Here is a 24754-nt window from a genome sequence, read left to right as displayed (position 1 = left end):
GTCCCTCCTGTCAGAACTTATAGCCGCGGTGTAGCGCGACAATACCTGCCGTCAGGTTGTAGTAGTCGACGCTTTCAAAACCCGCCTCCTGCATCATGCCTTTCAGGGTGTCCTGATCGGGATGCATGCGGATGGATTCCGCCAGATAGCGATAGCTTTCCGCATCGTTTGCCACCAGTTCGCCGACTTTCGGCAGCACGTGGAAGGAATAAGCGTCGTAGGCTTTGCTCAGTGGTTCGAGAATCGGTTTGGAGAACTCCAGAACCAGCAAACGTCCGCCCGGTTTCAGCACGCGGTACATTGAACGCAGCGCTTTGTCTTTATCGGTAACGTTACGCAGGCCAAAGGAGATGGTGATGCAGTCAAAGGTGTTATCCGCAAACGGCAGCGCTTCAGCGTTGGCCTGAACGTATTCGACGTTACCGACAATACCGATGTTACGCAGTTTTTCGCGGCCCATTTTGAGCATCGAGTCATTGATATCGGCGAGCATTACGCGGCCGGTTTCGCCCACCAGACGGGAAAACTTCGCCGTCAGGTCGCCGGTGCCGCCCGCTAAGTCCAGCACGGTTTGCCCGCGACGCACGCCGCTGCAGTCGATGGTGAAGCGCTTCCACAAGCGATGAATCCCGAACGACATTAAGTCGTTCATCACATCATATTTTGCAGCGACAGAATGGAATACATGCGCCACCATGTCCGCCTTCTGCTCTTTGGCTACCGTTTGAAAGCCAAAATGCGTTGTTTCTTGTGAATCCTCAACCATCTCTATGCCCGCTTACTTATCAAGAAAATGTTCAGCGAGTGTAACAGATTCAGGCCATTTCCCATACGTTTCAGCTTGGCCTGACGTGCTCGTTTGCTCTCGCCGCAGGCGCGGAATCGGAGCTAATGACATCTTCCTGCGGTGAATTTTCATCTTCCTCAAGGCGGTATTCGTCATCCTGCGCCGTGGCCTGCTCGACTAAATCAGGATTAATCCCGCGCTTAACCTCGACTCCCAGGCCACGGAATGACTCGGCCTGAACCAGCAGGTTGCCGCGCCCCGAGGCGAGCTTTTTCATCGCCTGGCGATAGTTATCCTGGGCTTTATCAAGGCTTTGACCAATAGCCGACATATCGTCGACAAACAGTCGCATTTTGTCATACAGGCGCCCGGCGCGCTCGGCGATTTTCTGCGCATTACGGCTTTGATGCTCATAGCGCCACAAGTTGGCGATGGTGCGCAACGCCACCAGCAGGGTTGTCGGGCTAACCAGCATAATATTGTTCTTCAGCGCCTCGCTGATAAGCTCAGGTTGACGGTCGATGGCCAGCAGGAACGCTGGCTCAACGGGGATGAACATCAGCACATAATCGAGCGAACGTAACCCTGGCAGTTGTTGGTAATCTTTACGCCCCAGCAGGCGAATGTGATTACGCACCGAGGCAATATGCTCCTGCAGCGCCGCTTCGCGGGTGTAATCATCCTCAGCGTTGAAATAACGCTCATAGGCGACAAGGGTCATTTTGGCGTCGATAACCACGTCTTTGCCCTGCGGCAGACGCACGATAACATCCGGCTGCATCCGCGAGCGGTTATCGGTTTCGATGCTCACCTGAGTTTGATACTCATAGCCTTCGCGCAGGCCGGAGGCCTCCAGCACGCGGGTTAGCACCACTTCTCCCCAGTTGCCCTGGGTTTTGTTATCGCCTTTCAGCGCTTTCGTCAGGTTCAATGCCTCTTGCGCCATCTGTGCGTTCAGCTGTTGCAGGTTGCGGATTTCGTGCGCCAGCGTGTGGCGCTCACGCGCCTCCTGGCCGAAGCTATCCTGCACCTGGCGACGGAAGCCGTCGAGCTGTTCACGCAGCGGCGTCAGCAGGCCATGCAGGCTCTGGCGATTTTGTTCATCAACCCGGCGGTTGCTGTGTTCGAATATGCGGTTCGCCAGATTTTCAAACTGCTCGCTCAGGCGCTGCTCGCTGTTGACCATCTGGCGGATTTTATCTTCGGCATGCAGCTGTGTAGATTCCAGACGGGTGGTCACTTCACGCAGGTCGGCCTCCAGCGAGGTGTTGATATCACGTAGGCTGCGCAGCTCGTTGTTGAGAAGTTCGCACTCATCGCGCCAGTGCGATTCCTGCACCAGCTGCTGACGTGCGGCGCTAAGTTCGATATCCAGCTCGCGGCGCTCTTCAATGAGATCGGCACGGATTTGATCGGCACGGGCTTTTGTCGCCAGCCAGCCAACGATTAATCCTGCCGCCAGCGCCACCACGGCGCTTATCACAATAGAGATATCCACAACGCCTCCCCGGCAACCACTTACGACACAAAAATAGAATTGTGCTGTACAAACGTCCAGTTGAAAAGGATTTTCCTGCGAGGCGCTACGCAAAAAAGAAGGGCCGGAAGATCCGGCCCTGTCAGAAAGAGAGAAGAACTACAGCAGACGGCGCGCCGCTTCCACAACGATTTTTACCGCGTGGCTTTCGGTTTGCTTCATGGTTTCGGCGTTAGGGATCTCTTGCTGGGTACGGTTGACGATAACCCCTGCCACCATCCCTGCGCGCAGGCCCTGGCTGGCGCACATGGTCAGCAGCGTAGCGGATTCCATTTCATAGTTCATGACGCCCATTGCCTGCCACTCTTCCATCGAGCCTTTGAAACGGCTCACGACGCGGCCGGAGAAGGTGTCGTAACGCTCCTGGCCTGGATAGAAGGTATCAGAGGAAGCAGTCACGCCGATATGCGTAGTCGCGCCGATTGATTTCGCCGCTTCCACCAGCGCGGTGGTACAGGCGAAGTCAGCAACGGCCGGGAACTCCATCGGCGCAAAGTGCAGGCTGGCGCCGTCCAGACGGACAGAACCGGTCGTCACCAGTACATCGCCAACATTGATATGCGGCTGAATCGCGCCGGTGGTGCCGATACGCAGGAAGGTACGAACTCCCAGCTGCGCCAGCTCTTCCACGGCGATAGAGGTCGACGGGCCGCCGATACCGGTGGAGCAAACAATCACCGGTTTGCCGTCCAGCTCAGCGCGCCAGGAGGTAAATTCACGATGTGATGCCAGCTTAACCGGCTTATCCATCAGCGCGGCGATCTTTTCCACACGCTCCGGATCGCCAGGGACGATAGCCAGCGTAGCCCCTTGTAAATCGTTCTTAGTGAGGCCGAGATGAAAAACATCAGACTTGGACATAAAAAACTCCTCTGTGGGTCGAAGTATCAGCAGAAGCAAAAGGGTACTTTACAGAAGCCACTCGCTTATTTTTGTGATGATAGTCACCATGCATAACAATGATTGCATTTGTTTTTCAACAAATAGTGATTCACATCACATTAACAAGTTATATTCGCGGTCACAGAACAAAAGATAGCCGCTTTCAGGCACTGTGCTTTATTAACGTTCAGTCTAAGAGTCTATATTTATCGATGCGCTAATAAATAAGGGTACGGAGAATACCATGACCACAACCAAGCAACCCGGATTCGCACCTGCAGCCTCGCCGCACGCCTCTACCGCCGTCCATACGTCGGATGAGCATATTGTCGCCGGAGAAACCTCGATCCCATCGCAGGGCGAGAATATGCCGGCCTATCACGCCCGCCCGAAAAACGCCGACGGCCCGCTGCCGATCGTTATCGTGGTGCAGGAAATTTTCGGCGTACATGAGCATATTCGCGATCTGTGCCGCCGCCTGGCGCAGGAAGGCTATTTGGCGATTGCGCCAGAACTCTACTTCCGCCAGGGCGATCCGAATGAGTACAACGATATCCCTACTCTGTTCAAAGAACTGGTCACTAAGGTGCCTGACGCGCAGGTGCTGGCGGATCTCGACCACGTCGCCAGTTGGGCGGCACGCCACGGCGGCGATGCCCATCGTCTGCTTATCACCGGTTTCTGCTGGGGCGGTCGCATCACCTGGCTGTATGCCGCGCATAACCCGCAGTTGAAGGCAGGCGTCGCCTGGTATGGCAAACTGGTGGGAGAAAAATCGCTGAATTCGCCAAAACACCCGGTGGATATCGCCGTCGACCTCAACGCGCCGGTACTTGGCCTGTACGGCGCTAAAGACGCCAGCATTCCACAGGATACCGTCGAGACCATGCGCCAGGCGCTGCGGGCGGCGAATGCGAACGCCGAGATCGTGGTCTATCCCGAGGCCGATCACGCTTTTAACGCCGACTATCGCGCCAGCTATCACGAAGAGTCAGCCAAAGACGGCTGGCAGCGAATGCTGGCCTGGTTTGCTCAATATGGCGGTAAAAAAGGGTAACTCGCCTGATACATGAAAAGAGGAGGCCGTGGCCTCCTCTGTTGTTTTCCGCCTATCTATCAGGCTGATTCGCGCAGATTCTGCGCCGCTTGCACCATGTTCGCCAGCGCGGCGCGGGTTTCCGGCCAGCCGCGAGTTTTCAGGCCGCAGTCCGGGTTAACCCACAAGCGCTCCGCCGGGATACGTTGCGCGGCCTTCTCCAGCAACCCTTCAATCCACTCCACGCTCGGTACGTTTGGCGAATGAATATCATAAACGCCCGGGCCGATTTCGTTTGGATATTCGAACTCTTCAAACGACTCCAGCAGTTCCATGTCAGAACGCGAGGTTTCAATGGTGATGACGTCGGCATCCAGCGCGGCGATAGAATCCATGATGTCATTGAACTCGCAATAACACATGTGGGTATGAATCTGGGTGTCATCCTTAGCAACCGCGGCGTTGATGCGAAAAGCTTCTACACCCCACTGTAGATAAGCATCCCAGTCGCTGCGCTTCAGCGGCAGACCTTCGCGTAGCGCCGGTTCATCAATCTGGATAATACCGATACCGGCCGCCTCCAGATCCGCCACTTCATCGCGCAGCGCCAGCGCAATCTGTTTCGCGATGGTTTCACGGCTGACATCTTCGCGCGGGAAGGACCAGCACAGAATGGTCACCGGACCGGTCAACATGCCTTTGACCGGCTTGTCGGTAAGAGACTGCGCGTACTTCGCCCATTCGACGGTGATCGCCTGCGGACGGCTGACGTCGCCGATAACCACCGGCGGCTTCACGCAGCGAGAGCCATAGCTTTGCACCCAACCGTTTTGCGTGAAGATGAAACCGTCCAGATGCTCACCGAAATACTCCACCATGTCGTTACGCTCGGCTTCTCCATGCACCAGCACGTCTAAACCCAGACGTTCTTGTTCGACGATCGCCTGCTTAATATGTTCGGCAATACCCGTCCGATAATGGCTGGCGTCGAGGTTACCTTTTTTGAAATCCAGCCGCAGGGTACGAATTTCGGTTGTCTGCGGGAATGAACCGATCGTCGTCGTCGGCCATGCTGGCAGGTTAAAGCGCCTGCGCTGCGCCTGTGCGCGCTCGGCATAAGGGCTGGCGCGCTGGCTGTCCTGAGCAGTGATTGCCGCCAACCGTTTTTCTACTGCCGCGTTGTGTACGCGAGTCGAATGGCGACGAGCCTGGATTGGCGCGCTCCACGCCTCGATCGCCGTCGTATCACCGCTGTTCAGCGCATCGCGCAGCAGCGCCAGTTCGCCGCACTTCTGCAGGGCGAAAGCAAACCAACTTTTTACTTCGGCATCAAGACGGGTCTCTACGCTCAGATCGATCGGGCTATGCAACAGCGAGCAGGATGAAGCGATCCACAGCGCACGTTGACCGACAATCGCCTTAATTTGCGCATATTTTTCCGCGAGATCGGCGCGCCAGACGTTACGACCGTTGATCAGCCCGGCGGATAACAGCCAGTCGGCCGGCAGGCGTTTATGTAGTTCAGCAACATCATCTTTGCCATGCACCAGATCGACGTGAAGCCCCTGTACCGGCAGCGCGGTGATAACATCAAGGTTGTCGGCGATCCCTTCAAAATAGGTGGTCAGCAGTAGTTTTACCTGCCCCTGCAGGGCCTCATAAGCCCGTTTAAAGGCATCCAGCCATGCTTGCGGCAGCTCCAGCACCAGCGCCGGTTCATCAATCTGCACCCACTCAATGCCGCGTTTCGCCAGCTCGCCCAGTACCTGCTGGTAAACCGGAAGGATATCGTTCAGCAGGCTTAAACGGTCAAACTGTTCGCCTTTTACTTTGCCCAGCCACAGATAGGTTACCGGCCCCAGCAGTACAGGCTTAATCTTGTGGCCCAGCGCCAGCGCTTCGTCCACTTCATCCAGCAGTTGGGTCCAGCTCAGCTTGAACTGCTGGCCCTGGACAAATTCCGGCACCATGTAGTGATAGTTGGTATTGAACCACTTGGTCATTTCCGCGGCGGCAGCGGGTTCGCCGGTCGGCGCGCGACCGCGACCAATGCGGAACAGAGTATCGATATCGACGGTGCCGTCTTTGTTCTGATGACGAGCCGGCACGTTGCCCAGCAGCAGGCTGGTGGTCAGAACATGGTCGTACCAGGCAAAATCGCCCACCGGCAGCAGATCAATGCCAGCCTGTTTCTGCTGCTCCCAGTGACGAGCGCGAAGTTCGCGACCTACCGCCAACAGCTCTTCACGCGTGGCGTTGCCCGCCCAGTAGCTCTCTTGCGCTTTTTTCAGCTCGCGGCGAAGGCCAACGCGAGGAAAACCGAGGGTGTGATTGAGGATTGTCATGTTATGCCCCTTATGGAATTTTTTGCATTTAGCCATCCAGATGTTTACACATCCATAATGTAAAGGTACTGTATATTCCTCAAGCGCAAATTATTCATGCCGAAGTGAAGGACATTCATGATCGAGATTAAGCACCTGAAAACGCTACAGGCGTTGCGGAACAGCGGTTCGCTGGCGGGCGCGGCGGCAGCCCTGCACCAAACCCAGTCGGCCCTGTCCCACCAGTTTAGCGATCTGGAACAGCGCCTTGGTTTCCGTTTGTTTGTGCGTAAAAGCCAGCCGCTACGCTTCACGCCGCAAGGAGAAATTCTGCTGCAGTTGGCCAATCAGGTACTGCCGCAGATCGCTCGCGCGCTACAGGATTGCAATGAACCACAGCAAACCCGTCTGCGGCTGGCGATTGAGTGCCATAGCTGTATTCAATGGCTCACCCCGGCGCTGGAAAGCTTCCGCGCCCGCTGGCCGCTGGTGGAAGTTGATTTTCAGTCCGGCGTCACTTTTGACCCGCAGCCAGCCCTGCAGCAGGGTGAACTCGATCTGGTGATGACCTCAGATATTTTGCCGCGTAGCGGCCTGCACTATTCACCGATGTTTGATTATGAAGTTCGTCTGGTGTTAGCTCCGGAACATCCGCTGGCGGCGAAAACGCGCATCTCCCCGGAGGATCTGGCTGCGGAAACGTTACTGATTTACCCGGTACAGCGCGGGCGACTGGATATCTGGCGCCACTTCCTGCAACCGGCGGGGATCAGCCCGCAGTTGAAAAGTGTCGATAACACGCTGCTGTTGATTCAGATGGTTGCCGCGCGAATGGGTATCGCCGCCCTGCCGCACTGGGTGGTGGAAAGTTTTGAACGCCAGGGTTTGATTGTCACCAAAACCCTGGGAGAAGGACTGTGGAGCCGGCTGTATGCTGCAGTGCGCGATGGCGAGCAACGCCAGCCGGTAACAGAAGCGTTTATTCGCTCAGCGCGGAACCACGCTTGCGATCATCTGCCGTTTGTACGGAGTGCGGAGCGACCCAGCGGCGATGGACCCATAGCGAAGCCAGGATTACCAGCGCGCCAATGATAAAGCTTGGCCAGTGAGGCTGCTCCTGCCAGATTGCGAGATTAACCAACAGCCCGGCGGGGACGTGAACGTTATTCATGATCCCCAACGTACCGGCATCCACCTGCGTCGCGCCGTAGTTCCACATGAAATAACCCAATCCGGAAGCAACCACGCCAAGCCAGACCAGGATTCCCCACTGCAGGTCGGTGGTCGGCAACCTCTGCGGATTGCCCAGCATAAACCACGCCGCTACCGCCACAATAAAGGCGCCTGCATAGAACCAGGCAAAAGCATTGTGTTGCGGCATCGGGCGGACTTCCATCAAACGCTTGTAGCCCACCATGCCGATGGCGAAGCAGATATTCGACAACTGCACCAGCAATAGCCCGGTCCAGAAATGATCGCTGACTTTGTCATAGCGGATGATCGCCGCCCCTAACACCGCCAGCGCCGCGCTAAGCAGATAGCCCCAGCGCAGTTTACGACCGCTGAGCAGATCGTAAATCAGGGTGATATACAGCGGGGTAAAGACCGTAAACAACAGAAATTCCGAGACCGTCAGATAAAGATAGGCGCGGAAAGCCAGCAAATACATGATGCCAAGCTGCATCGCCCCCACTAGCATATAGAGTACGATGGTGCACGGAGACTGGCCGCGCGTACGCAGGAAAGGCAAAAACACCAGCGCTGCCAGGCCCACGCGCATCAGCACGGAAAAATAGCTATCGACGCTACCGGCAAGGTATTCGCCAATCAGGCTAAAAGAAAAGGCCCACAGGATAGTGGTGATAATTAATAGCGCCACAATGGTCGTCTCATTGAATAAAGAACAGGCATTGTAGCGGAGAGAAGGGTTGACGACTGACCACTTATTAGTCAGTCGTCAATGTTTATCAATCGAGATATAACTTGCGCAGGTAATGCGGTACGGCATCGTCGGCGTTGCTGCCGATCACTTCCAGCTCCGGATGCAAATCCTTCAACCGCTGATGGGCGTTTGCCATAATGCAGCCTTTACCGGCCATCGACAGCATCTCGGCGTCGTTCATGCCGTCGCCAAAGGCGATACACTCCTTGAGGCTGTAGCCGAGCATTTTCGCAACGGCCTCCAGCGCATGTCCCTTCGAAACACCGCCGGCCATTACTTCAAGACAAGTTAGCGTGGAGAAACTCACATTGACGCGGTCGCCCCAGCGCGCGTTGATAGCCTGCTCAAGCGGCAGCAAATGTTCATGATCTTCACAGGTGAAGAAAACTTTGCTGATGCCATCCGCATCCAGCTCGCCCGGTTCATAAAGCTTGTAGTTGAATACCGCCTCTTTGAAGAAGCGCATCTCTTCCGGGCGATGGCGATTCATAAACCATTCATCTTCACGATAGACGTTGGTCACAATCTTCACATCGTTACGCACCATCTCAAACAGATCGCTGGCGATATCGCGGTCGAGGTTATGGGCGAAGATTTGTTTTCCTTCACTATCATGTACCCGCGCGCCGTTAGAGGTGATCATGTACGACTTAATGCCGAGATTATCGCGGATCTGCCCCACATCGATGTAGTGGCGGCCAGTGGCGAAGACGAAATTTATCCCGCGCGCGGTGAGTAGCTTCAGCGTCTCTTTGGCATAAGGGGTGAGGAAATGGTCGGGGGAAAGCAGCGTGCCATCTAAATCAGACGCAACAACCTGGTACATAAAAAATTTAACCTCTAAGCAGGGCGACGAGATCTATCGTCGGATTAAGTATGTCGATTGAAAAAATCGACGATGGCATTTAGCGCGACTGAGCGCATAGCGTCCTTTTCAAAAAGGATCTCGTGATATGCCCCTTCAATAACGAGCGGCTTATCGCCTTCACAAGGGTGCCCGGCAGCGGAACGGAGTTCACAATAGCGGTCGTGCATCAGATTATCGACCACCCTTTCATCCTCAGCCTGAATCAATAACGTCGGAGTCGTGTCTTTCTCGACGCCGGACAATATCTCTTCACCGGCCAGAATACCTTCGCGCACCCAGTGATAGGTTGGCCCGCCAACGCGTAGCCGCGGATCGTCAGCATAAAAACGCAGGTTGCGACGATAGCGCTGGCGGCTATGAGTCAATACATTGAGCGAAAACGGCAGCGCCCGCCAGCGGCCCGTACCGATGGCATACTCTTCGCGAATACGCTGATGGCCCTCAGCCCAGTCGAGAATATGGCGCACCATCCAGTCAGGCAGGCGCATGATGATGCCAAACATTGGCGCGCATAAGGCAATGGCGTCGCAATGCTGCCGGTGACGCTGCAAGAACAGCGTGGCAATGGCGCCGCCCATCGAGTGGGCGAGAATAAAACGTTTACGCCAGTGGCCGGGAACCACTTCCTGCTGCCAGAGCGCAGCCAGATCGTCAACATAATCGCTAAAGCGCACAACATGACCGCGGTGGGTATCAGACAGCAACCTACCGGAGCGACCCTGACCGCGGTGATCGATAATCATCACGTCAAAGCCGCTGTGGAAGAGATCGTAGGCTAGTTCGGCGTACTTCACGTAGCTTTCGATGCGGCCGGGGCAAATGACCACCAGCCGGTCGTTATTTGCGGCACAAAAGCGCACAAAGCGTACCGGAACCTTATCGACGCCCGTAAATTCAGCTTCTTCCCGCTGATGCCAAAAATCCGTCAGCGGCCCCATGGTAAAGGCCGCAAACGCGTTTTCTCGTGTGTCCCAGTCCTTTTGCTGCCCAAACATCGGGTTTACACCCCTGTTAACCGCTGAAAATCGTTTTTTTGTCGCACATCACACAATGCTGATGCAATAGCGTATTGTGGCATAAAAATAGACAATCAGGGAGATTCTCATGACCTTCGAGTGGTGGTTCGCTTATCTGCTGACATCAATCATTCTCAGCCTGTCGCCGGGTTCCGGCGCGATCAATACCATGACCACATCCATCAACCACGGCTATCGCGGCGCGGCGGCCTCTATTGCCGGCCTGCAAACCGGGTTGGCCATTCATATCGTGCTGGTCGGCGTCGGTTTGGGTACGCTCTTCTCACGCTCGGTACTGGCATTTGAAGTGTTGAAATGGGCGGGCGCGGCCTATCTTATCTGGCTGGGGATTCAGCAATGGCGGGCGGCGGGTTCAATCGACCTGAATACGCTGGCGCGAACTCAAAGCCGCGGTAAGCTCTATAAACGCGCGGTGTTCGTCAATCTGACCAACCCAAAAAGTATCGTCTTCCTCGCCGCACTATTTCCCCAGTTCATCGTACCGCATCAGCCGCAGGTGATGCAGTACCTGGTACTCGGCGTCACCACTATCGTAGTCGATATCATTGTGATGATCGGTTACGCGACGCTGGCGCAGCGCATTGCGGCCTGGATTAAAGGTCCGAAGCAGATGAAGGCGCTGAATAAAGTGTTTGGTTCGCTGTTTATGCTGGTGGGTGCGCTGCTCGCTTCCGCCCGTCACGCCTGAATACTGGAATCTTGCTCGCACAGCGCTGCGCCATTTGCGGCCTTAGTCGTATTATCACGCGTGCTGGCGCGCAAACATGAGAGAGACTTTATCCACGCGCTGTCGGCCCCGCCTTTTCAGTGCCAGAATGCCGCCATTGGGTTTATTCACGGATGAACGAAAATGGCGGAAACGGCAACCCCTCATGATGCAGTCTTTAAGACCTTTCTGTCGCGGGTAGAAACGGCGCGCGATTTTATTGAGATCCACCTTCCGCCGGCGTTAATTCAGGTTTGCAAACTGGATACACTTCGCCTGGAATCCGGGAGTTTTCTGGAAGATGACCTGCGGCCCTACTACAGCGATATTCTTTATTCGCTGGAGACAAACCGCGGCCCGGGGTATATCCATGTCCTGATAGAACACCAGAGTTCACCCGATAAACTGATGGCATTCCGCCTGATGCGCTACGCCATCGCCGCCATGCAGAGGCATCTGGAGAATGGTCATAAAACGTTACCGCTGGTAATTCCCATTCTCTTTTATCAAGGACGCCGCAGCCCCTATCCTTGGTCGCTGAACTGGCTGGATAATTTTGACGACTCGATGCTTGCCCATCAGCTCTATTCAGGTGCATTTCCGCTTGTCGATATTACAGTGATCCCTGATGACGAAATTATGCGCCACCGCAGTATGGCGGCGCTTACGCTGGTACAAAAACATATTCGCCAGCGCGATATGGCACAACTGCTGGACAAGTTGACCCACCTCTTAATGTTGGAGCAGATGAGCGGACAACAAATCGCCGTGCTGATAAAATATATGGCTCAGGCGGGAGAAGCTCAGGATATTCGGGCGCTATTGTATGGGCTGGCACAGCGTGTGCCGCAGCATGGAGGAATGCTAATGACTCTGGCAGAAACGTGGCTCGCAGAAGGCAGAGAGAAAGGTATTAAAGAAGGTATTAAAGAAGGCATCAAAGAAGGCATCAAAGAAGGAAAACTACAGGCCCTTTTACAGGTCGCCGCAGCGATGCTCAATCGCGGCATGGATGACGATGCCATCCTGGAAATGACCGGTTTGACCAGGGATGAACTACAGCGCCTTCGTCACTAATGTCTGCCCCACCCGGCAACCAATCGGGTGGATAATCGCATTACGAGTTAGCGCGAAATAATCAGATGAATGCCGAAACCGGCAAACAGGGTTCCTGCGATGCCGTCTATCCACTTTGCCATCCGCTGATAGCCGCGGCGCATTTTCGGCAGTGCGAAGAGGCTGGCTACGATGGTGAACCACGCCAGCGTTTCAAGGACGATCAGCAGGAAAATTCCCCAACGCGCCCCGGCGCCGATGTTATCGCCAACGAACAGCGAGAAGACCGATCCGAAGTAGATAATCGCTTTCGGGTTGGCGAGGTTAGTCAGCAGGCCCTTCAGGAAACTGCGCCCGCTACGCGCCAGCTCAACCTGCGGTTCCGCCGCAACAATGTCGTTTTTCTTCAGCGCGCCGCGCAGCATTTGATAGCCCATCCAGCACAGATACAGCCCACCGCCGACCATAATCAACGTATGCAGCCAGGCCATTTTCTCGATAATCAGATGCAAGCCGAGCAGCGCGACGCCCGCCCAGACCATCACGCCGCCGGTGATCCCCAGCACGCCCATCATCGCCTCTTTGCGCGAGCGGCTCACCGCGGTTTGCGAAACGAAGAAAAAATCCGGCCCTGGACTCATTAGCGCAATGATGTGCACCAGCGCCACGGTGAGAAAAAGCATCAACATGTTTAACTCGCAGGGAAATAGTGAAGAAGGAAACTATTCTGGCACCTTTTCCCGCGGCTGACTACTCATCATCGCCATCGACATGAGCACGTATCAGCGCCATGAATTCTTTACCGAAGCGCTCAAGCTTGCGAGTCCCCACGCCGTTGACGCTAAGCATCTCCCCGGCGGTAAGCGGCGACTGTTCGGCCATCTCAATAAGCGTCGCGTCGTTAAAGACGACGTATGGCGGGATGTTCTCCTCGTCGGCAATCGCTTTACGTAATTTACGCAGCTTGGCGAACAGCTTGCGGTCGTAATTGCCGCCGAAGGATTTCTGCATCGCTTTCGGTTTTAGCGCCACGATACGCGGCACGGCGAGCTGCAGCGGGACTTCACCGCGCAGTACCGGACGCGCGGCCTCGGTGAGCTGCAGCGCGGAGTGCTGGGCAATATTTTGCGTCACCAGTCCGAGGTGGATTAACTGGCGAATCACGCTCACCCAGTGCTCGTGGCTCTGCTCGCGACCAATACCGTAAACCGGCAGTTTATCGTGGTTCAGGTCGCGGATACGCTGATTGTTGGCGCCGCGGAGTACTTCAACCACGTAGCCCATCCCGAAGCGTTGATTCACCCGGTAAATAGTTGAAAGCGCCTTGCGCGCGTCCATTAAGCCATCGTACTGCTTTGGCGGGTCAAGGCAGATATCACAGTTGCCGCACGGCTCCTGGCGCCCTTCGCCAAAATAGTTCAGCAGCACCAAACGGCGACAGGTCTGCGCTTCGGCGAAGGCGCCCATCGCATTCAGCTTATGACGTTCAATATCCTGCAGCGGCCCGGCGGGCTTCTCCTCCAGGCAGCGGCGCAGCCACGCCATATCCGCCGGATCGTAAAACAGCATCGCTTCCGCCGGCAGGCCGTCACGCCCGGCGCGGCCGGTTTCCTGATAATAGGATTCAATATTGCGCGGGATATCAAAGTGCACCACAAAGCGGACGTTCGGCTTGTTAATGCCCATACCGAAGGCCACCGTCGCCACCACGATCTGCAGATCGTCACGCTGGAATTTCTCCTGCACGTCGGCACGAATATCATTTTCCAGGCCAGCATGATAGGCCGCCGCGCTGATGCCGCGGCTTTGCAGCCTGGCTGCGGTGTCTTCAACTTTAGAACGGCTGTTGCAGTAGATAATCCCTGATTTACCGCGCTGATCCTGGACGTATCGCATCAACTGATCGAGCGGCTTAAATTTCTCCATCAGCATATAGCGGATATTGGGGCGATCGAAGCTACTAACCTGAATCAGCGGATCGTTAAGCCCCAGCAGGCGAACAATATCGCGGCGGGTGGTGTCATCCGCGGTGGCGGTGAGCGCCATAAACGGAATATGCGGCATCCGCTGACGCAGCTGGCCCAACGCGGCATATTCCGGGCGGAAATCATGGCCCCACTGCGAGATACAGTGCGCCTCATCCACCGCCAGCATCGCTAAGTTCCAGTGGCTCAGATGCTCCAGGAAGTTGTCCAGCATCAGGCGTTCCGGCGCGATATACAGCAGACGAATCTGCCCGCTGCGGCACCCCGCCATCACCTCTTGCTGCTGCTCGCGGCTCTGAGTCGAGTTAAGACAAGCCGCGGCGACGCCGTTAGCCAGCAGCTGATCGACCTGGTCTTTCATCAGCGAAATCAGCGGCGACACGACAACCGTCAGGCCGCCTAGCACCAATGCAGGCACCTGATAGCACAGCGACTTACCGCCGCCGGTCGGCATCACCACCAGGCAATCGCGGCCTTCCAGCGCCGTGGCGATGATCGATTCCTGGCCCGGGCGGAACTGCTGGTAGCCGAAGGTCTCTTGTAAAACCTGCTTAGCCAGCGATTCCTGATTTAATACTTCCGCCTGTGCCACGTTGACCCCATCCGCCTGAAAAGAAAACAGGCGCTATTTTCAGCGCCTGAGAGCCAGAGTGCAACGATTAAAACAGATCGTTGAGCATCACGCCGACGCCGACCCGCGTCTGATTGAAGTTATAGTCGATGAGCGACTCGCCATAACCGCTGTACACCTGAGTATAGGCGCGCACGTGTTTGGTAATAGGGTAACTGACCCCGATTTCCGCGCCGCCGTAGCCCGTATTCCAGTTATATTGCCCCTGAGCGCTAAAAATAGCTTCCCCCAGCTGGTAGCCAATCTTCAGGCGGTAGTACCCCAAGTATTTCGTAATATCCGGGTTATCATCGGTGCTGCCGACCACATACCACGGCTTCACTTCAACTAGCCAGTTACCGTTTTGCGCCATCAGGCGAGTATACAGGCGGTTCCAGCTACGTGACGTTGGATCGGAACGGCCGTTAGAGTCGTGGTTATAGCCGACTTCGATATCGCGCAAGGTCCAGCCGGCAAACTCATAATCCGTCGCGAAGCCAAGGAAGAGCTGAGGCTCGTAGTTAGTTTCGCGAAACGGCGCCGAGCCTTTACTGTTAGAGAGCTGCCACCAGGATTTTTGCGTATAGGAGGCGCCAAGCAGCGAATTATCGCCGAGAATGCCGCGCCATAACGGGAATGCCAGGCTGAGCTGGAACTTCACCTCATCCTTACGCGCGTCATCTGCCCAGTCGTAACTACGAATAGCCTCTTTATTGAGATCGCTGGTCCACGTATAGAGCAGATAGTTGCTCTCATAAGGATAAAGCAGGAACGGATTATCATGGTCCTGCAGCAGGTTGGCGATAATACTGCCCCGTACCGCGGGTTTGTCATGAACGGATTGTTCAATCGGCGCGTCCTGCGCCAGAACGCCCGCCGGCAGCGCGCTAAGCGCCAGCAGCCAGGCTAAAGAGATACGCATTACTGTTCTCCTGAAGAAGGGTTCTTATTTAATGTTTTGTCCTGCTGCCATTCTACCTATTTATCCACCTCCCGCTGCGTTATCGCCTCCGAAAGTGGAAATCAATATTTTTGAAGCATAAAATCAACATTTCATTAACGAAATGGACCTCTGCTATGTCTGAACTGACCGCCGCCGCCGCGCTAAAGCTGGTGGGAGAGATTTTTGTTTATCACATGCCTTTTAACCGCGCGCTGGGGCTTGAGCTGGAGCGTTATGAAAAGGAATTTGCCCAGCTCAGCTTTAATAATCAGCCGATGATGGTTGGCAACTGGGCACAGAGTATCCTGCACGGCGGCGTTATCGCCTCTGCGCTGGATGTCGCCGCTGGGCTGGTCTGCGTCGGCAGCACCCTGACTCGCCATGACACTATCAATGAAGAAGAGCTGCGCCAGCGCCTCTCGCGGATGGGAACTATCGATTTGCGCGTCGATTACTTACGCCCTGGCCGCGGCGAGCGCTTTACCGCCACCAGCAGCCTGCTGCGCGCTGGAAACAAAGTCGCGGTGGCCCGCGTCGAGCTGCATAACGAAGAGCAGGTTTATATCGCCAGCGCCACGGCCACCTATATGGTGGGTTGATTGCCGCAGATCGAGTAACATCACTCTCTTTGGCAATGGATTCTACCAATGGACGCAAAACAAACGCGGCTGGGCGTTATGCTGGCGCTGGCCGCCTATTTTATCTGGGGTATCGCACCGGCGTACTTCAAACTTATTTACTACGTTCCCGCCGATGAAATCCTCACGCATCGCGTGATCTGGTCTTTCTTTTTCATGGTGGCGCTCATCAGCGTCAGCCGCCAGTGGCCGCAGGTAAAAAAACTGCTAAAAACCCCGCGCAAGATCTTCCTGCTCGCGCTCTCTGCAGTGCTGGTCGGCGGCAACTGGCTGCTCTTTATCTGGGCGGTCAATAACCACCATATGCTGGAAGCCAGCCTCGGCTACTTTATTAACCCGCTGGTTAATATCGTGCTCGGGATGGTTTTCCTCGGCGAACGCTTTCGTCGGCTGCAGTGGTTGGCGGTGATCCTCGCCTTCTGCGGCGTGCTGGTGCAGTTGTGGACCTTTGGCTCACTGCCGGTAATCGGCCTTGGGCTAGCCTTCAGCTTTGCCTTCTACGGACTGGTACGTAAGAAAATCGCCGTCGATGCGCAGACCGGCATGTTGGTGGAAACGCTATGGCTGCTGCCAGTGGCGGCGATCTGGCTTTTCGGCATCACCGATAGCCCAACCAGCCATATGGGAGACAACCCCTGGTCGCTCAATTTGCTGCTAATGGCCGCGGGCGTGGTAACCACCATCCCCCTGCTGTGCTTCACCGGCGCGGCGACCCGCCTGCGCTTGTCGACGTTGGGCTTTTTCCAGTACATCGGCCCGACGCTGATGTTCCTGCTGGCGGTAACGTTCTACGGTGAAGTGCCGGGCACGGATAAAATGGTAACCTTCGCCTTTATCTGGGTGGCGCTGGCGATATTCGTGATGGATGCGGTATATACGCAAAGACGGGGGCGTCGGGGATAGGATATTACCCGATGTCGGCTACGCCTTATCCGGCCTACAAAAGCACAACACGTAGGCCCGGATAAGCGAAGCGCATCCGGCACAACAACTACAGCCAGTTTTTACGCTTGAAGTAGAGATACGGCGCCAGGCCGGCCAACATCATAAACACGATGGCTCCCGGATAACCAAAGCTCCAGTGGAGTTCCGGCATAAACTCAAAGTTCATCCCATAGCTGGACGCCACCAGCGTCGGCGGCAGGAACACCACTGAGACCACCGAGAAGATCTTGATAATGCGGTTCTGCTCGATGTTGATAAAGCCCATCGCCGCCTGCATCAGGAAGTTCACCTTCTGGAACAGCGATTCGTTGTGCGGCAGCAGGGATTCGATATCTCGCAGGATCTCTCGCGCCTGTTCCAGCTGGCCTGCCGGCAGGCGCGCCTTGCGCACGAGGAAGTTGAGCGCGCGCTGGGTATCCATCAGACAGAGGCGAACCTTCCAGCCGATATCTTCCAGTTCCGCCAGCGTCGACAGCGCTTCGTCGTACTCGTCGCCCTGGTGGCCTTCCATAATCACGCGGCTCAGCTTTTCCAGGTCGCTGTAGATGTTTTCTATTTCATCCGCCAGCTGTTCGATTTTGGTCTCGAACAGGTCTAACAGCAGCTCATAGGCGTTGCCGTCGACCAGCGTCTGGTTACGCACGCGCATGCGGTACAGGCGAAAAGCGGGCAGTTCACGCTCGCGCAGGGTAAACAGGCGGCCTTCGCGGATAGTAAACGCCACGGTTGAGTTACCGGCGTGATCGTCAGCATCTTCGAAAAAGAAAAAGGAGTGGATGTGTAAACCATCTTCGTCTTCAAAGAAACGCGCTGACGCTTCGATGTCTTCCAGTTCCGGGCGCGTCGCCAGGTTCTGGCCTAGCTCCGTTTGCACACGGCTACGTTCGTCATCGTCTGGCTCGACCAGATCGACCCACACCGAGCTGGCAAGATGCTTGATCTCATCGGCCTCAAGGCGCGTTAAACGATTATTTTCCAGTTGAAATGCGCTCAGCATGACCGGGACTCCCAATACAAAAAATTTATCGGACAGTTCGATGGGCACACAGAAACTATTTGGGTTTCAGACCATTAAGCCTGACTCAGAGCGACGGGGATAGGACGAGTCGCCGACAACCGCTAAGGCTATCGGCATAAGGGGATAGCCTTAGGAGTTGTTCCTGAATGACAGGAAGTTGAGCCAGCATCTACTGGGTGTGTCCAAGGCGAATGTCCTCTTAGCGTAATCGTGCGCGCATGTTACGCCAGCGCCAAAACGGCGTCAACACGCAAGGGAACGCTAAAGAGCAAATCCTGCCCTTTAGCATATAAGGCTAGCAGATTATTACAAAAAAATTATATTTTTCTTAAAGTTACACCGTTTCCAGCCGGGCGTAGGCGGCAACCAGCCATTTAATTCCCTGCCCCTGGAATGCCACCTGCAGCCGGCTATGTTCACCGCTGCCCTCAAGGTTTACGATGGTGCCTTCGCCGAACTTCGGATGCCGAACCCGCTGGCCCAGCTTATAGCCGGTATCGTTCTCCGCCACCGGAGTACCGAGGCGCTGATGGTTAACCGGGCGGCTCACCGTCGCCCGCAGCCGCACCTCTTCCACGCACTCTTCCGGCAGCTCGCCGATAAAGCGCGATGGGCGATGGTAAACCTCTTTGCCGTACAAACGACGGGTTTCGGCGTAGGTCAGCGTCAGTTTCTGCATCGCGCGCGTCACGCCGACGTAGGCCAGACGACGCTCTTCCTCCAGACGACCGCCCTCATCAAGCGCCATCTGGCTCGGGAACATCCCCTCTTCAACACCGACGATAAACACCTGCGGGAACTCCAGCCCTTTCGCCGAGTGCAGAGTCATCAGCTGTACCGCATCCTGCCAGGTATCCGCCTGCCCTTCGCCGGCTTCCAGCGCGGCGTGGGAGAGGAACGCCTGCAGCGGCATGAGATCTTCATCTTCTTCGTTGTAGCTGAACTGGCGCGTCGCCGTCACCAGTTCTTCCAGGTTTTCGATACGGGTCTGGCCCTTCTCGCCTTTCTCCTGCTCATACATCATACGCAGGCCGGAATCTTTAATGACCCGGTCAGTCTGGACATGCAATGGCATATCGGCGGTTTCCTGCGCCAGCGCGTCGATAAGCTCCATAAAGCGCTGCAGCGCGCTGGCAGCGCGGCCAGCCAGCGCTTTCTCTTTCAGCAGCTCGCGGCAGGCCTGCCACAGCGTCAGCTGACGATCGCGCGAGGTCTGGCGCACCACATCCAGAGTACGATCGCCGATGCCGCGGGTAGGCGTATTGACCACACGCTCAAACGCCGCGTCATCGTTGCGGTTGGCAATCAGGCGCAGATAAGAGAGCGCATCTTTGATTTCCTGACGTTCGAAGAAGCGCATGCCGCCGTAGATACGGTAAGGCATGCTGGCCTGCAGCAGCGCCTCTTCCAGCACGCGCGACTGGGCGTTACTACGATAGAGGATGGCGCACTGCTCCAGCGCTCCGCCGTTCTCCTGCCAGGTTTTAATTCGGTTAACGACGAAACGCGCTTCATCGAGATCGTTGAAGGCGCAGTACAGCGAAATGGGCTCACCGTCGGCGCCGTCGGTCCACAGTTTTTTGCCCAATCGCCCGTTGTTATTTTCAATCAGGGCGTTAGCCGCGCTGAGAATATTGCTGGTCGAACGGTAATTTTGCTCCAGGCGGATGGTTTCCGCGCCGGGGAAGTCATTAAGGAAGCGCTGAATGTTTTCGACCTGCGCGCCGCGCCAGCCGTAAATCGACTGGTCATCATCGCCGACAATCATCACTTTGCCGGTATCGCCCGCCAGCAGGCGGATCCAGGCATATTGAATGTTGTTGGTATCCTGGAATTCGTCGACGAGAATATTGGTGAAGCGCTCGCGGTAGTGCTGCAGGATGTGCGGTTTGTTCAGCCACAGCTCGTGCGCGCGCAGCAGCAGCTCGGCGAAGTCCACCAGCCCGGCGCGATCGCAGGCTTCCTGATAGGCCTGATACACCTTCTGCCAGGTCTGTTCGACCGGGTTGCCGTAGCTCTGAATATGGTGCGGGCGCAGCCCTTCATCTTTTTGGCTGTTGATGTACCACATCGCCTGACGCGGCGGCCATTGCTTCTCATCCAGGTTCATCGCCTTAATCAGGCGCTTCAGCAGGCGTAGCTGGTCTTCGCTATCGAGGATTTGGAAATCCTGCGGCAGGTTGGCATCCAGATGATGGGCGCGTAGGAGGCGATGGGCCAGGCCGTGGAAGGTGCCGACCCACATACCGCCCTGGGTGGTTCCCATCAGTTGGCCGATACGGTGGCGCATCTCCGCCGCCGCTTTGTTGGTAAAGGTCACCGCCATAATGGAATATGGCGAGCAGTTCTCTACGCTCAGCAGCCAGGCGATACGGTGCACCAGTACGCGCGTCTTACCACTGCCCGCCCCTGCCAGAACCAGCATATTGGTGCGCGAGGCCGCTACGGCTTCACGCTGTTTGTCATTAAGGCTGTCGAGCAGGTAAGAAACGTCCATTGGCACCGCCGGAAGAGAAGGGGTTCCACGAACCCCTGTTAATATATACAGAGTTACTGGTGATTATATCAGCGAGGTCAGAGATGCCAACCGTGAAATTTCAATATGCGGCAGCAGGCGGCTATCGGCGGTTTTCATCAGCGAGGCGTCCTGCGGCTTGATCCAGCAGGCCTGCATTCCACAGCGAATTGCGCCAGCTACGTCGGTGGTCAGATCATCGCCGACGTGCAGAATCCGCCCGAGCGGCAAATCCAGACGCTCCGCCGCCAGATGGTACATATCGGCAAACGGCTTGGAGCGGCCATCCGGACCCGCGCGCAGCACGAAACGGAAATAGTCGTTCAGGCCGAACAGTTCCGGCTGGGCGTTACCGTTGGTGATAGCCACCAGCGGCCATTTCTGCGCCAGCTTCGCCAGCGTATCGTGCGTCTCCTGCGGCACATCGACGCGGCTGCGCCAGTGGGCGAAGTTTTCCATCGCCGCATCGGCGCCGGCTTTCGCCTCGGCGGCGGAGAGCCCGGCGTTACGCATCCCTAACTCCAGCGCGCGGTGGCGCCAGACGGTGACATCATGATAAATCTCAGGTTCTGAGGACAATAGCGTTTGTCGCAGCTGACTAAGCGCATGGGCATCAAACTGGCTCAGCGCCGGATGGTAATTGCGCACAAACGTCAGCGATTCCTGCATCGTCCGGTCAATCACCGGACGGTTATCGTAAAGGGTGTCATCCAGGTCGAACGTCAGCGCGGAGATCGGGCCCAGAGGTCGGTAAAAACGCATTATTTCCCCCGTTTAGCGCGCGGATGCGCGGCATCGTACACCGAGGCAAGGTGTTGAAAATCGAGATGGGTATAGATTTGGGTGGTGGAGAGATTGGCATGCCCCAGCAGCTCCTGCACGCCGCGCAGATCGCCGCTCGACTCCAGCATATGCGTCGCGAAGGAGTGCCGCAGCTTATGCGGATGCACGTGGCTATTGAGCCCCTGCTTTATGCCCCACTCGGCAAACCGCTTCTGCACGTTGCGCGCTGAAATGCGCTTACCCAGCTTCGACAAAAACAGCGCGTCGTCATCGCCGCCGAACAGGCCGCGCAAATCCAGCCAGTGTTCGATCCACGCCACCGCGTTGCGTCCAATTGGCAGGCGGCGCTCTTTGCTGCCTTTCCCCATCACCCACACTTCCCCTGACTCAAGATCAAGGTGCTTAATATCAAGGTTAACTAACTCAGAAAGACGCAGCCCCGCGCCGTACATCACTTCCAGCATCGCCCGGTCGCGCACCGCGAGCGGGTCGTTGAGGTCGATATCCAGCAGCCGATTCACATCATCAACGTCGATATTTTTCGGCAAATGGCGGGGGATCTTCGGCGCCGCAATCCCCTTCGCCGGGTTAGCGGCCAGCTCGCCCTGGCTGACCATCCAGTCGAAAAAGCTGCGCAGGGCGGAAAGCCGCAGCGCCAGGCTCGCCGGCCCTAAGCCCGCGCGGCGGCTACGCACGGCAAAGCTACGAACCTGAGCGGCATCGCACTGCTGCCAGCTTGTCACCCCGGCATCCTCCGCCAGCGCGATCAGCGCTTCTAACTGACGCTGGTAATTCGTGAGCGTAATGGGGCTAAGCTGGCGCTCAACGCCGAGATAGCGCAGAAAGCGATCGACGCAGGATAATAGCGGGGAGTGGCTCATGCGCGTTCAATCCAGCGCTCCAGCAGGCCGGGCAGCATACGGGCGATCTCCTGCAGTAGCTGCGTCCCCTGGCCTTGCTGATAATGCTGCGGATCGCGGCTGCTGAAAAACATCACCCCCGGCGCGTCATCATCGCCCAGTAGCGACATCGCCACCGAGCCGATAGCTTTCGCATCCGGCAGCACCACCAGCAGCTCTGGCCCATTCAGCGGCCCAAGATAGTGACGAGCCTGGCCCAGCCGCTGGATACGAATGGGTTCGAACGCCTGCCGGCTCAACGCCAGATGGGTGAATTTAGACGGCGCGCCGAGATGCCAGCTGTCCGGAAACAGGCGCACCGTCGCACCTGCCAGGCCCAGCTCGCGCGCCCAACGATGAAAGCGGTTGAGCATTTCATCCAGGCTATCGGCGGACGCCAGACGCGTCTGCAGATGGAACAGGCGCTGAAACAGGCTTTGATTGGCCGTCGCCTGTTCCATCAGCAGCGTCATGTTCTCTTCCAACACGTTGATATGGTTACGCGCCCGCAGCATATGCCACTCGACCAGCGAGATGGTGCCACGCACCGGATGCGGGACGCGGATATGCTCTACCTGCGCCGCATTACGAATAAAGAACTCAGGATTTTGCAGCAGATAATCTACTACCGCGCTGTCGTCGAGCGCTGTGGCGAGTTCCTGCTGTTCTTCCCCGATCTGTTTCATAGATGAATAAATCCGTCGTAGACGTGTGCCGCCGGGCCAGTCATATACAACGGTTGACCCGGACCTTTCCAGGCGATGTCGAGACGCCCGCCTGGCAATTCCACGCGTACCTCTTCGGCGAGTAATCCTTGTTGGATACCGACCGCCACCGCCGCACAGGCGCCGCTGCCGCAGGCCTGCGTTTCACCTGCGCCGCGTTCATAGACGCGCAGACGAATATGAGAGCGTTCCACTACCTGCATAAAGCCGATATTGGCGCGTTCCGGAAAACGTTCGTGGCTTTCCATCACCGGACCGAGGGTTTCCACCGCAGCGGTATCCACGTTATCGACCTGAATCACGCAGTGCGGGTTGCCCATTGAGACGACGCCGCACAATACTGTCTGTTCAGCCGCGCGCATAATATAGGTCTTTTCCGCTTTGTTGGCGCGGAACGGGACCTGAGAAGGTTCGAAATTCGGCTCACCCATGTTAACGCGCACCAGATCATCTTCCGTTACGCTTAATACCATACGACCGTTGGCGGTGCTCACGCGGATATCACGTTTATTGGTCAGGCCTTTTAAACGGACAAAGCGGGCGAAGCAGCGCGCGCCGTTGCCGCACTGCGAGACTTCGCTACCGTCAGCATTGAAGATACGGTAGTGGAAGTCCAGATCGGGATCGTACGGCGGCTCGACAACCAACAGCTGGTCGAAGCCGACGCCAAGATGCCGATCCGCCAGGCGACGAATCAGCTCCGGTGAGAAGAAAACATTCTGCGTTACCGCATCAACAACCATGAAGTCGTTGCCGAGGCCATGCATTTTAGAGAACTGCATTATCTACTCCAATTGCGCGGAACAGAACGTTATCGTTAATAGTTAACCTGAGTCGGACCGCCATTATCGCCGCGATCGTTACGATCCGGCGTCGCGCTCTGAATGCCTGGGTTAACCGGCTTGGTCGGCGGCGGCGCAGTTTTGTCTGCCGGCGGGAAATACAGCGGCCCTTTCAAACCGCAGCCGGTCAGGCTGAAGATTGCAAACAGAACGGCAAGCGTGGGTAAAACGTTTTTCATTGATAGTTGCCCATGATTCATTCGTTACTGCTTTCTATCATCGCAGGAGAAGACGTAAAAGCAAGCGTTTAGCATCTGACTGCGCGCGCTTTTGTTTCGCGCTATACTGCGGCCATCTTCAAAAATCAAAAAAGCAGAATATAACTATGAACGACAGTGAATTCCATCGCCTGGCCGATAGCCTGTGGATGACCATCGAAGAACGTCTGGACGACTGGGACGGCGACAGCGATATCGACTGCGAAATCAATGGCGGCGTGCTGACCATCAGCTTCGAAAATGGCAGTAAGATCATTATTAACCGTCAGGAGCCGCTGCATCAGGTCTGGCTGGCGACCAAGCAAGGCGGCTATCACTTCGATCTGCAAGGCGACGAGTGGATCTGCGATCGCAGCGGCGAACGCTTCTGGGATCTGCTGGAGCAGGCGGCGAGCAATCAGGCCGGCGAGACGGTGAGCTTCCGTTAATGACGTCTTTCCCGGATGGCGGCGCATCGC

25 protein-coding genes are annotated in these 24754 nt (G+C 56.3%); 7 read left to right on the top strand and 18 right to left on the bottom strand.

The genetic code is table 11. The annotated features are described in order from the left end of the window. Positions 1–10 precede the first annotated feature (10 nt). The 3 genes from ubiE to udp form a co-directional block, all read right to left on the bottom strand. Entirely contained in the window at positions 11–766 is a 756-nt protein-coding gene (ubiE, locus tag ACSEMK_RS22060) for a bifunctional demethylmenaquinone methyltransferase/2-methoxy-6-polyprenyl-1,4-benzoquinol methylase UbiE (protein ID WP_015368847.1), read from the bottom strand. A 70-nt stretch (positions 767–836) separates the two neighbouring features. Continuing rightward, entirely contained in the window at positions 837–2285 is a 1449-nt protein-coding gene (rmuC, locus tag ACSEMK_RS22055; protein WP_411326020.1) for a DNA recombination protein RmuC, read from the bottom strand. A gap of 138 nt (positions 2286–2423) precedes the next feature. Continuing rightward, on the bottom strand, positions 2424–3185 hold the full coding sequence (gene udp / locus ACSEMK_RS22050; RefSeq protein WP_004181652.1) for a uridine phosphorylase: 762 nt from the start codon (positions 3183–3185) through the stop codon (positions 2424–2426). 265 nt (positions 3186–3450) lie between these two features. On the opposite strand from udp, the gene ACSEMK_RS22045 reads away from it, so the two are divergent. Then, positions 3451–4263, top strand: a complete 813-nt coding sequence (locus ACSEMK_RS22045) for a dienelactone hydrolase family protein (RefSeq protein WP_063414943.1) — start codon at positions 3451–3453, stop codon at positions 4261–4263. Positions 4264–4322: 59 nt separating this feature from the next. Here the strand turns inward: ACSEMK_RS22045 and metE are convergent, their stop codons facing one another. Beyond that, positions 4323–6587, bottom strand: coding sequence for a 5-methyltetrahydropteroyltriglutamate--homocysteine S-methyltransferase (metE, locus tag ACSEMK_RS22040; protein ID WP_430915465.1), 2265 nt, complete (start codon positions 6585–6587; stop codon positions 4323–4325). Between the two features lie 117 nt (positions 6588–6704). On the opposite strand from metE, the gene metR reads away from it, so the two are divergent. Then, a complete protein-coding gene (gene metR / locus ACSEMK_RS22035) occupies positions 6705–7658 on the top strand; it encodes an HTH-type transcriptional regulator MetR (RefSeq protein WP_015703991.1) in 954 nt (317 codons plus the stop codon). Here metR and ACSEMK_RS22030 read toward each other — a convergent pair. The 3 genes from ACSEMK_RS22030 to pldB form a co-directional block, all read right to left on the bottom strand. Beyond that, positions 7546–8445 (bottom strand): carboxylate/amino acid/amine transporter, encoded by a 900-nt coding sequence (locus ACSEMK_RS22030; protein ID WP_430915464.1) that lies wholly within the window; start codon positions 8443–8445, stop codon positions 7546–7548. The two genes, metR and ACSEMK_RS22030, sit on opposite strands and share 113 nt — an antisense overlap. A gap of 88 nt (positions 8446–8533) precedes the next feature. Further along, complete coding sequence (yigL, locus tag ACSEMK_RS22025) at positions 8534–9334, bottom strand: sugar/pyridoxal phosphate phosphatase YigL (RefSeq protein ID WP_015368853.1); 801 nt, start codon at positions 9332–9334, stop codon at positions 8534–8536. Between the two features lie 44 nt (positions 9335–9378). Beyond that, positions 9379–10371 carry a lysophospholipase L2 gene (gene pldB / locus ACSEMK_RS22020; RefSeq protein WP_045378727.1) on the bottom strand — a complete coding sequence of 331 codons (993 nt, stop codon included), beginning with the start codon at positions 10369–10371 and terminating at the stop codon, positions 9379–9381. Positions 10372–10480: 109 nt separating this feature from the next. On the opposite strand from pldB, the gene rhtB reads away from it, so the two are divergent. Together rhtB and ACSEMK_RS22010 are read left to right on the top strand one after the other, a co-directional pair. Continuing rightward, positions 10481–11101, top strand: a complete 621-nt coding sequence (rhtB, locus tag ACSEMK_RS22015; RefSeq protein WP_015368855.1) for a homoserine/homoserine lactone efflux protein — start codon at positions 10481–10483, stop codon at positions 11099–11101. Positions 11102–11263: 162 nt separating this feature from the next. Further along, the gene (locus tag ACSEMK_RS22010) at positions 11264–12196 is read left to right on the top strand and encodes an Rpn family recombination-promoting nuclease/putative transposase (RefSeq protein WP_113374976.1); all 933 of its coding nucleotides are present in this window, start codon (positions 11264–11266) and stop codon (positions 12194–12196) included. Positions 12197–12243: 47 nt separating this feature from the next. On the opposite strand, the gene rhtC is transcribed toward ACSEMK_RS22010, so the two are convergent. The 3 genes from rhtC to pldA all read right to left on the bottom strand — a co-directional run bounded on the left by rhtC (position 12244) and on the right by pldA (position 15692). Then, positions 12244–12864 carry a threonine export protein RhtC gene (rhtC, locus tag ACSEMK_RS22005; RefSeq protein WP_308958004.1) on the bottom strand — a complete coding sequence of 207 codons (621 nt, stop codon included), beginning with the start codon at positions 12862–12864 and terminating at the stop codon, positions 12244–12246. A gap of 61 nt (positions 12865–12925) precedes the next feature. Further along, entirely contained in the window at positions 12926–14752 is a 1827-nt protein-coding gene (gene recQ / locus ACSEMK_RS22000) for an ATP-dependent DNA helicase RecQ (protein WP_015368858.1), read from the bottom strand. Between the two features lie 67 nt (positions 14753–14819). Further along, entirely contained in the window at positions 14820–15692 is an 873-nt protein-coding gene (gene pldA, locus ACSEMK_RS21995) for a phospholipase A (RefSeq protein WP_430915463.1), read from the bottom strand. Positions 15693–15847: 155 nt separating this feature from the next. Here pldA and yigI point away from each other — a divergent pair, with 155 nt between their 5' ends. Continuing rightward, positions 15848–16312: an acyl-CoA thioesterase YigI gene (gene yigI / locus ACSEMK_RS21990; RefSeq protein WP_004097567.1), complete on the top strand. Its 465-nt coding sequence runs from the start codon at positions 15848–15850 to the stop codon at positions 16310–16312. 48 nt (positions 16313–16360) lie between these two features. Next, the gene (gene rarD, locus ACSEMK_RS21985) at positions 16361–17254 is read left to right on the top strand and encodes an EamA family transporter RarD (RefSeq protein WP_113374973.1); all 894 of its coding nucleotides are present in this window, start codon (positions 16361–16363) and stop codon (positions 17252–17254) included. 88 nt (positions 17255–17342) lie between these two features. Here the strand turns inward: rarD and corA are convergent, their stop codons facing one another. The 8 genes from corA to lptM all read right to left on the bottom strand — a co-directional run bounded on the left by corA (position 17343) and on the right by lptM (position 24257). Next, positions 17343–18293 carry a magnesium/cobalt transporter CorA gene (gene corA / locus ACSEMK_RS21980; protein WP_002883400.1) on the bottom strand — a complete coding sequence of 317 codons (951 nt, stop codon included), beginning with the start codon at positions 18291–18293 and terminating at the stop codon, positions 17343–17345. Between the two features lie 150 nt (positions 18294–18443). Then, positions 18444–18500 (bottom strand): YsgD/CorL family protein, encoded by a 57-nt coding sequence (ysgD, locus tag ACSEMK_RS21975; protein ID WP_349815745.1) that lies wholly within the window; start codon positions 18498–18500, stop codon positions 18444–18446. Positions 18501–18648: 148 nt separating this feature from the next. Next, on the bottom strand, positions 18649–20811 hold the full coding sequence (uvrD, locus tag ACSEMK_RS21970) for a DNA helicase II (protein ID WP_015368861.1): 2163 nt from the start codon (positions 20809–20811) through the stop codon (positions 18649–18651). Positions 20812–20874: 63 nt separating this feature from the next. Continuing rightward, on the bottom strand, positions 20875–21591 hold the full coding sequence (gene yigB, locus ACSEMK_RS21965) for a 5-amino-6-(5-phospho-D-ribitylamino)uracil phosphatase YigB (protein ID WP_430915462.1): 717 nt from the start codon (positions 21589–21591) through the stop codon (positions 20875–20877). Further along, complete coding sequence (gene xerC / locus ACSEMK_RS21960; protein WP_113374972.1) at positions 21591–22493, bottom strand: tyrosine recombinase XerC; 903 nt, start codon at positions 22491–22493, stop codon at positions 21591–21593. The genes yigB and xerC overlap by 1 nt, the downstream gene beginning before the upstream one ends. Further along, complete coding sequence (locus ACSEMK_RS21955) at positions 22490–23197, bottom strand: DUF484 domain-containing protein (RefSeq protein WP_015368864.1); 708 nt, start codon at positions 23195–23197, stop codon at positions 22490–22492. Before ACSEMK_RS21955 ends, xerC begins: the two co-directional genes overlap by 4 nt. Next, the gene (gene dapF / locus ACSEMK_RS21950; protein ID WP_015703982.1) at positions 23194–24018 is read right to left on the bottom strand and encodes a diaminopimelate epimerase; all 825 of its coding nucleotides are present in this window, start codon (positions 24016–24018) and stop codon (positions 23194–23196) included. The genes ACSEMK_RS21955 and dapF overlap by 4 nt, the downstream gene beginning before the upstream one ends. 35 nt (positions 24019–24053) lie before the next feature. Continuing rightward, positions 24054–24257 (bottom strand): LPS translocon maturation chaperone LptM, encoded by a 204-nt coding sequence (gene lptM / locus ACSEMK_RS21945; protein ID WP_020077593.1) that lies wholly within the window; start codon positions 24255–24257, stop codon positions 24054–24056. A 146-nt stretch (positions 24258–24403) separates the two neighbouring features. Here lptM and cyaY point away from each other — a divergent pair, with 146 nt between their 5' ends. Next, positions 24404–24724 carry an iron donor protein CyaY gene (cyaY, locus tag ACSEMK_RS21940; RefSeq protein ID WP_015368867.1) on the top strand — a complete coding sequence of 107 codons (321 nt, stop codon included), beginning with the start codon at positions 24404–24406 and terminating at the stop codon, positions 24722–24724. The last annotated feature ends 30 nt before the right edge of the window (positions 24725–24754 follow it).

It is taken from the genome of Klebsiella sp. K-3 (assembly GCF_051207495.1).
Classification (GTDB): domain Bacteria; phylum Pseudomonadota; class Gammaproteobacteria; order Enterobacterales; family Enterobacteriaceae; genus Klebsiella; species Klebsiella aerogenes.
The sequence above is the reverse complement of the archived record's forward strand: the minus strand, read 5'-3'. Positions and strand labels throughout refer to the sequence as shown.

Excerpts from the sequence above, each read along its gene's own strand:
- pldA (WP_430915463.1), bottom strand. The coding sequence starts at position 15,692 with ATGCGTATCTCTTTAGCCTGGCTGCTGGCGCTTAGCGCGCTGCCGGCG.
- rarD (WP_113374973.1), top strand. The coding sequence starts at position 16,361 with ATGGACGCAAAACAAACGCGGCTGGGCGTTATGCTGGCGCTGGCCGCC.
- dapF (WP_015703982.1), bottom strand. The coding sequence starts at position 24,018 with ATGCAGTTCTCTAAAATGCATGGCCTCGGCAACGACTTCATGGTTGTT.
- yigI (WP_004097567.1), top strand. The coding sequence starts at position 15,848 with ATGTCTGAACTGACCGCCGCCGCCGCGCTAAAGCTGGTGGGAGAGATT.
- ACSEMK_RS22045 (WP_063414943.1), top strand. The coding sequence starts at position 3,451 with ATGACCACAACCAAGCAACCCGGATTCGCACCTGCAGCCTCGCCGCAC.
- xerC (WP_113374972.1), bottom strand. The coding sequence starts at position 22,493 with ATGAGCCACTCCCCGCTATTATCCTGCGTCGATCGCTTTCTGCGCTAT.
- yigL (WP_015368853.1), bottom strand. The coding sequence starts at position 9,334 with ATGTACCAGGTTGTTGCGTCTGATTTAGATGGCACGCTGCTTTCCCCC.
- uvrD (WP_015368861.1), bottom strand. The coding sequence starts at position 20,811 with ATGGACGTTTCTTACCTGCTCGACAGCCTTAATGACAAACAGCGTGAA.
- rhtB (WP_015368855.1), top strand. The coding sequence starts at position 10,481 with ATGACCTTCGAGTGGTGGTTCGCTTATCTGCTGACATCAATCATTCTC.
- yigB (WP_430915462.1), bottom strand. The coding sequence starts at position 21,591 with ATGCGTTTTTACCGACCTCTGGGCCCGATCTCCGCGCTGACGTTCGAC.
- ubiE (WP_015368847.1), bottom strand. The coding sequence starts at position 766 with ATGGTTGAGGATTCACAAGAAACAACGCATTTTGGCTTTCAAACGGTA.
- metE (WP_430915465.1), bottom strand. The coding sequence starts at position 6,587 with ATGACAATCCTCAATCACACCCTCGGTTTTCCTCGCGTTGGCCTTCGC.
- metR (WP_015703991.1), top strand. The coding sequence starts at position 6,705 with ATGATCGAGATTAAGCACCTGAAAACGCTACAGGCGTTGCGGAACAGC.
- udp (WP_004181652.1), bottom strand. The coding sequence starts at position 3,185 with ATGTCCAAGTCTGATGTTTTTCATCTCGGCCTCACTAAGAACGATTTA.
- ACSEMK_RS21955 (WP_015368864.1), bottom strand. The coding sequence starts at position 23,197 with ATGAAACAGATCGGGGAAGAACAGCAGGAACTCGCCACAGCGCTCGAC.
- pldB (WP_045378727.1), bottom strand. The coding sequence starts at position 10,371 with ATGTTTGGGCAGCAAAAGGACTGGGACACACGAGAAAACGCGTTTGCG.
- lptM (WP_020077593.1), bottom strand. The coding sequence starts at position 24,257 with ATGAAAAACGTTTTACCCACGCTTGCCGTTCTGTTTGCAATCTTCAGC.
- ACSEMK_RS22010 (WP_113374976.1), top strand. The coding sequence starts at position 11,264 with ATGGCGGAAACGGCAACCCCTCATGATGCAGTCTTTAAGACCTTTCTG.
- corA (WP_002883400.1), bottom strand. The coding sequence starts at position 18,293 with ATGCTGAGCGCATTTCAACTGGAAAATAATCGTTTAACGCGCCTTGAG.
- rhtC (WP_308958004.1), bottom strand. The coding sequence starts at position 12,864 with ATGTTGATGCTTTTTCTCACCGTGGCGCTGGTGCACATCATTGCGCTA.
- cyaY (WP_015368867.1), top strand. The coding sequence starts at position 24,404 with ATGAACGACAGTGAATTCCATCGCCTGGCCGATAGCCTGTGGATGACC.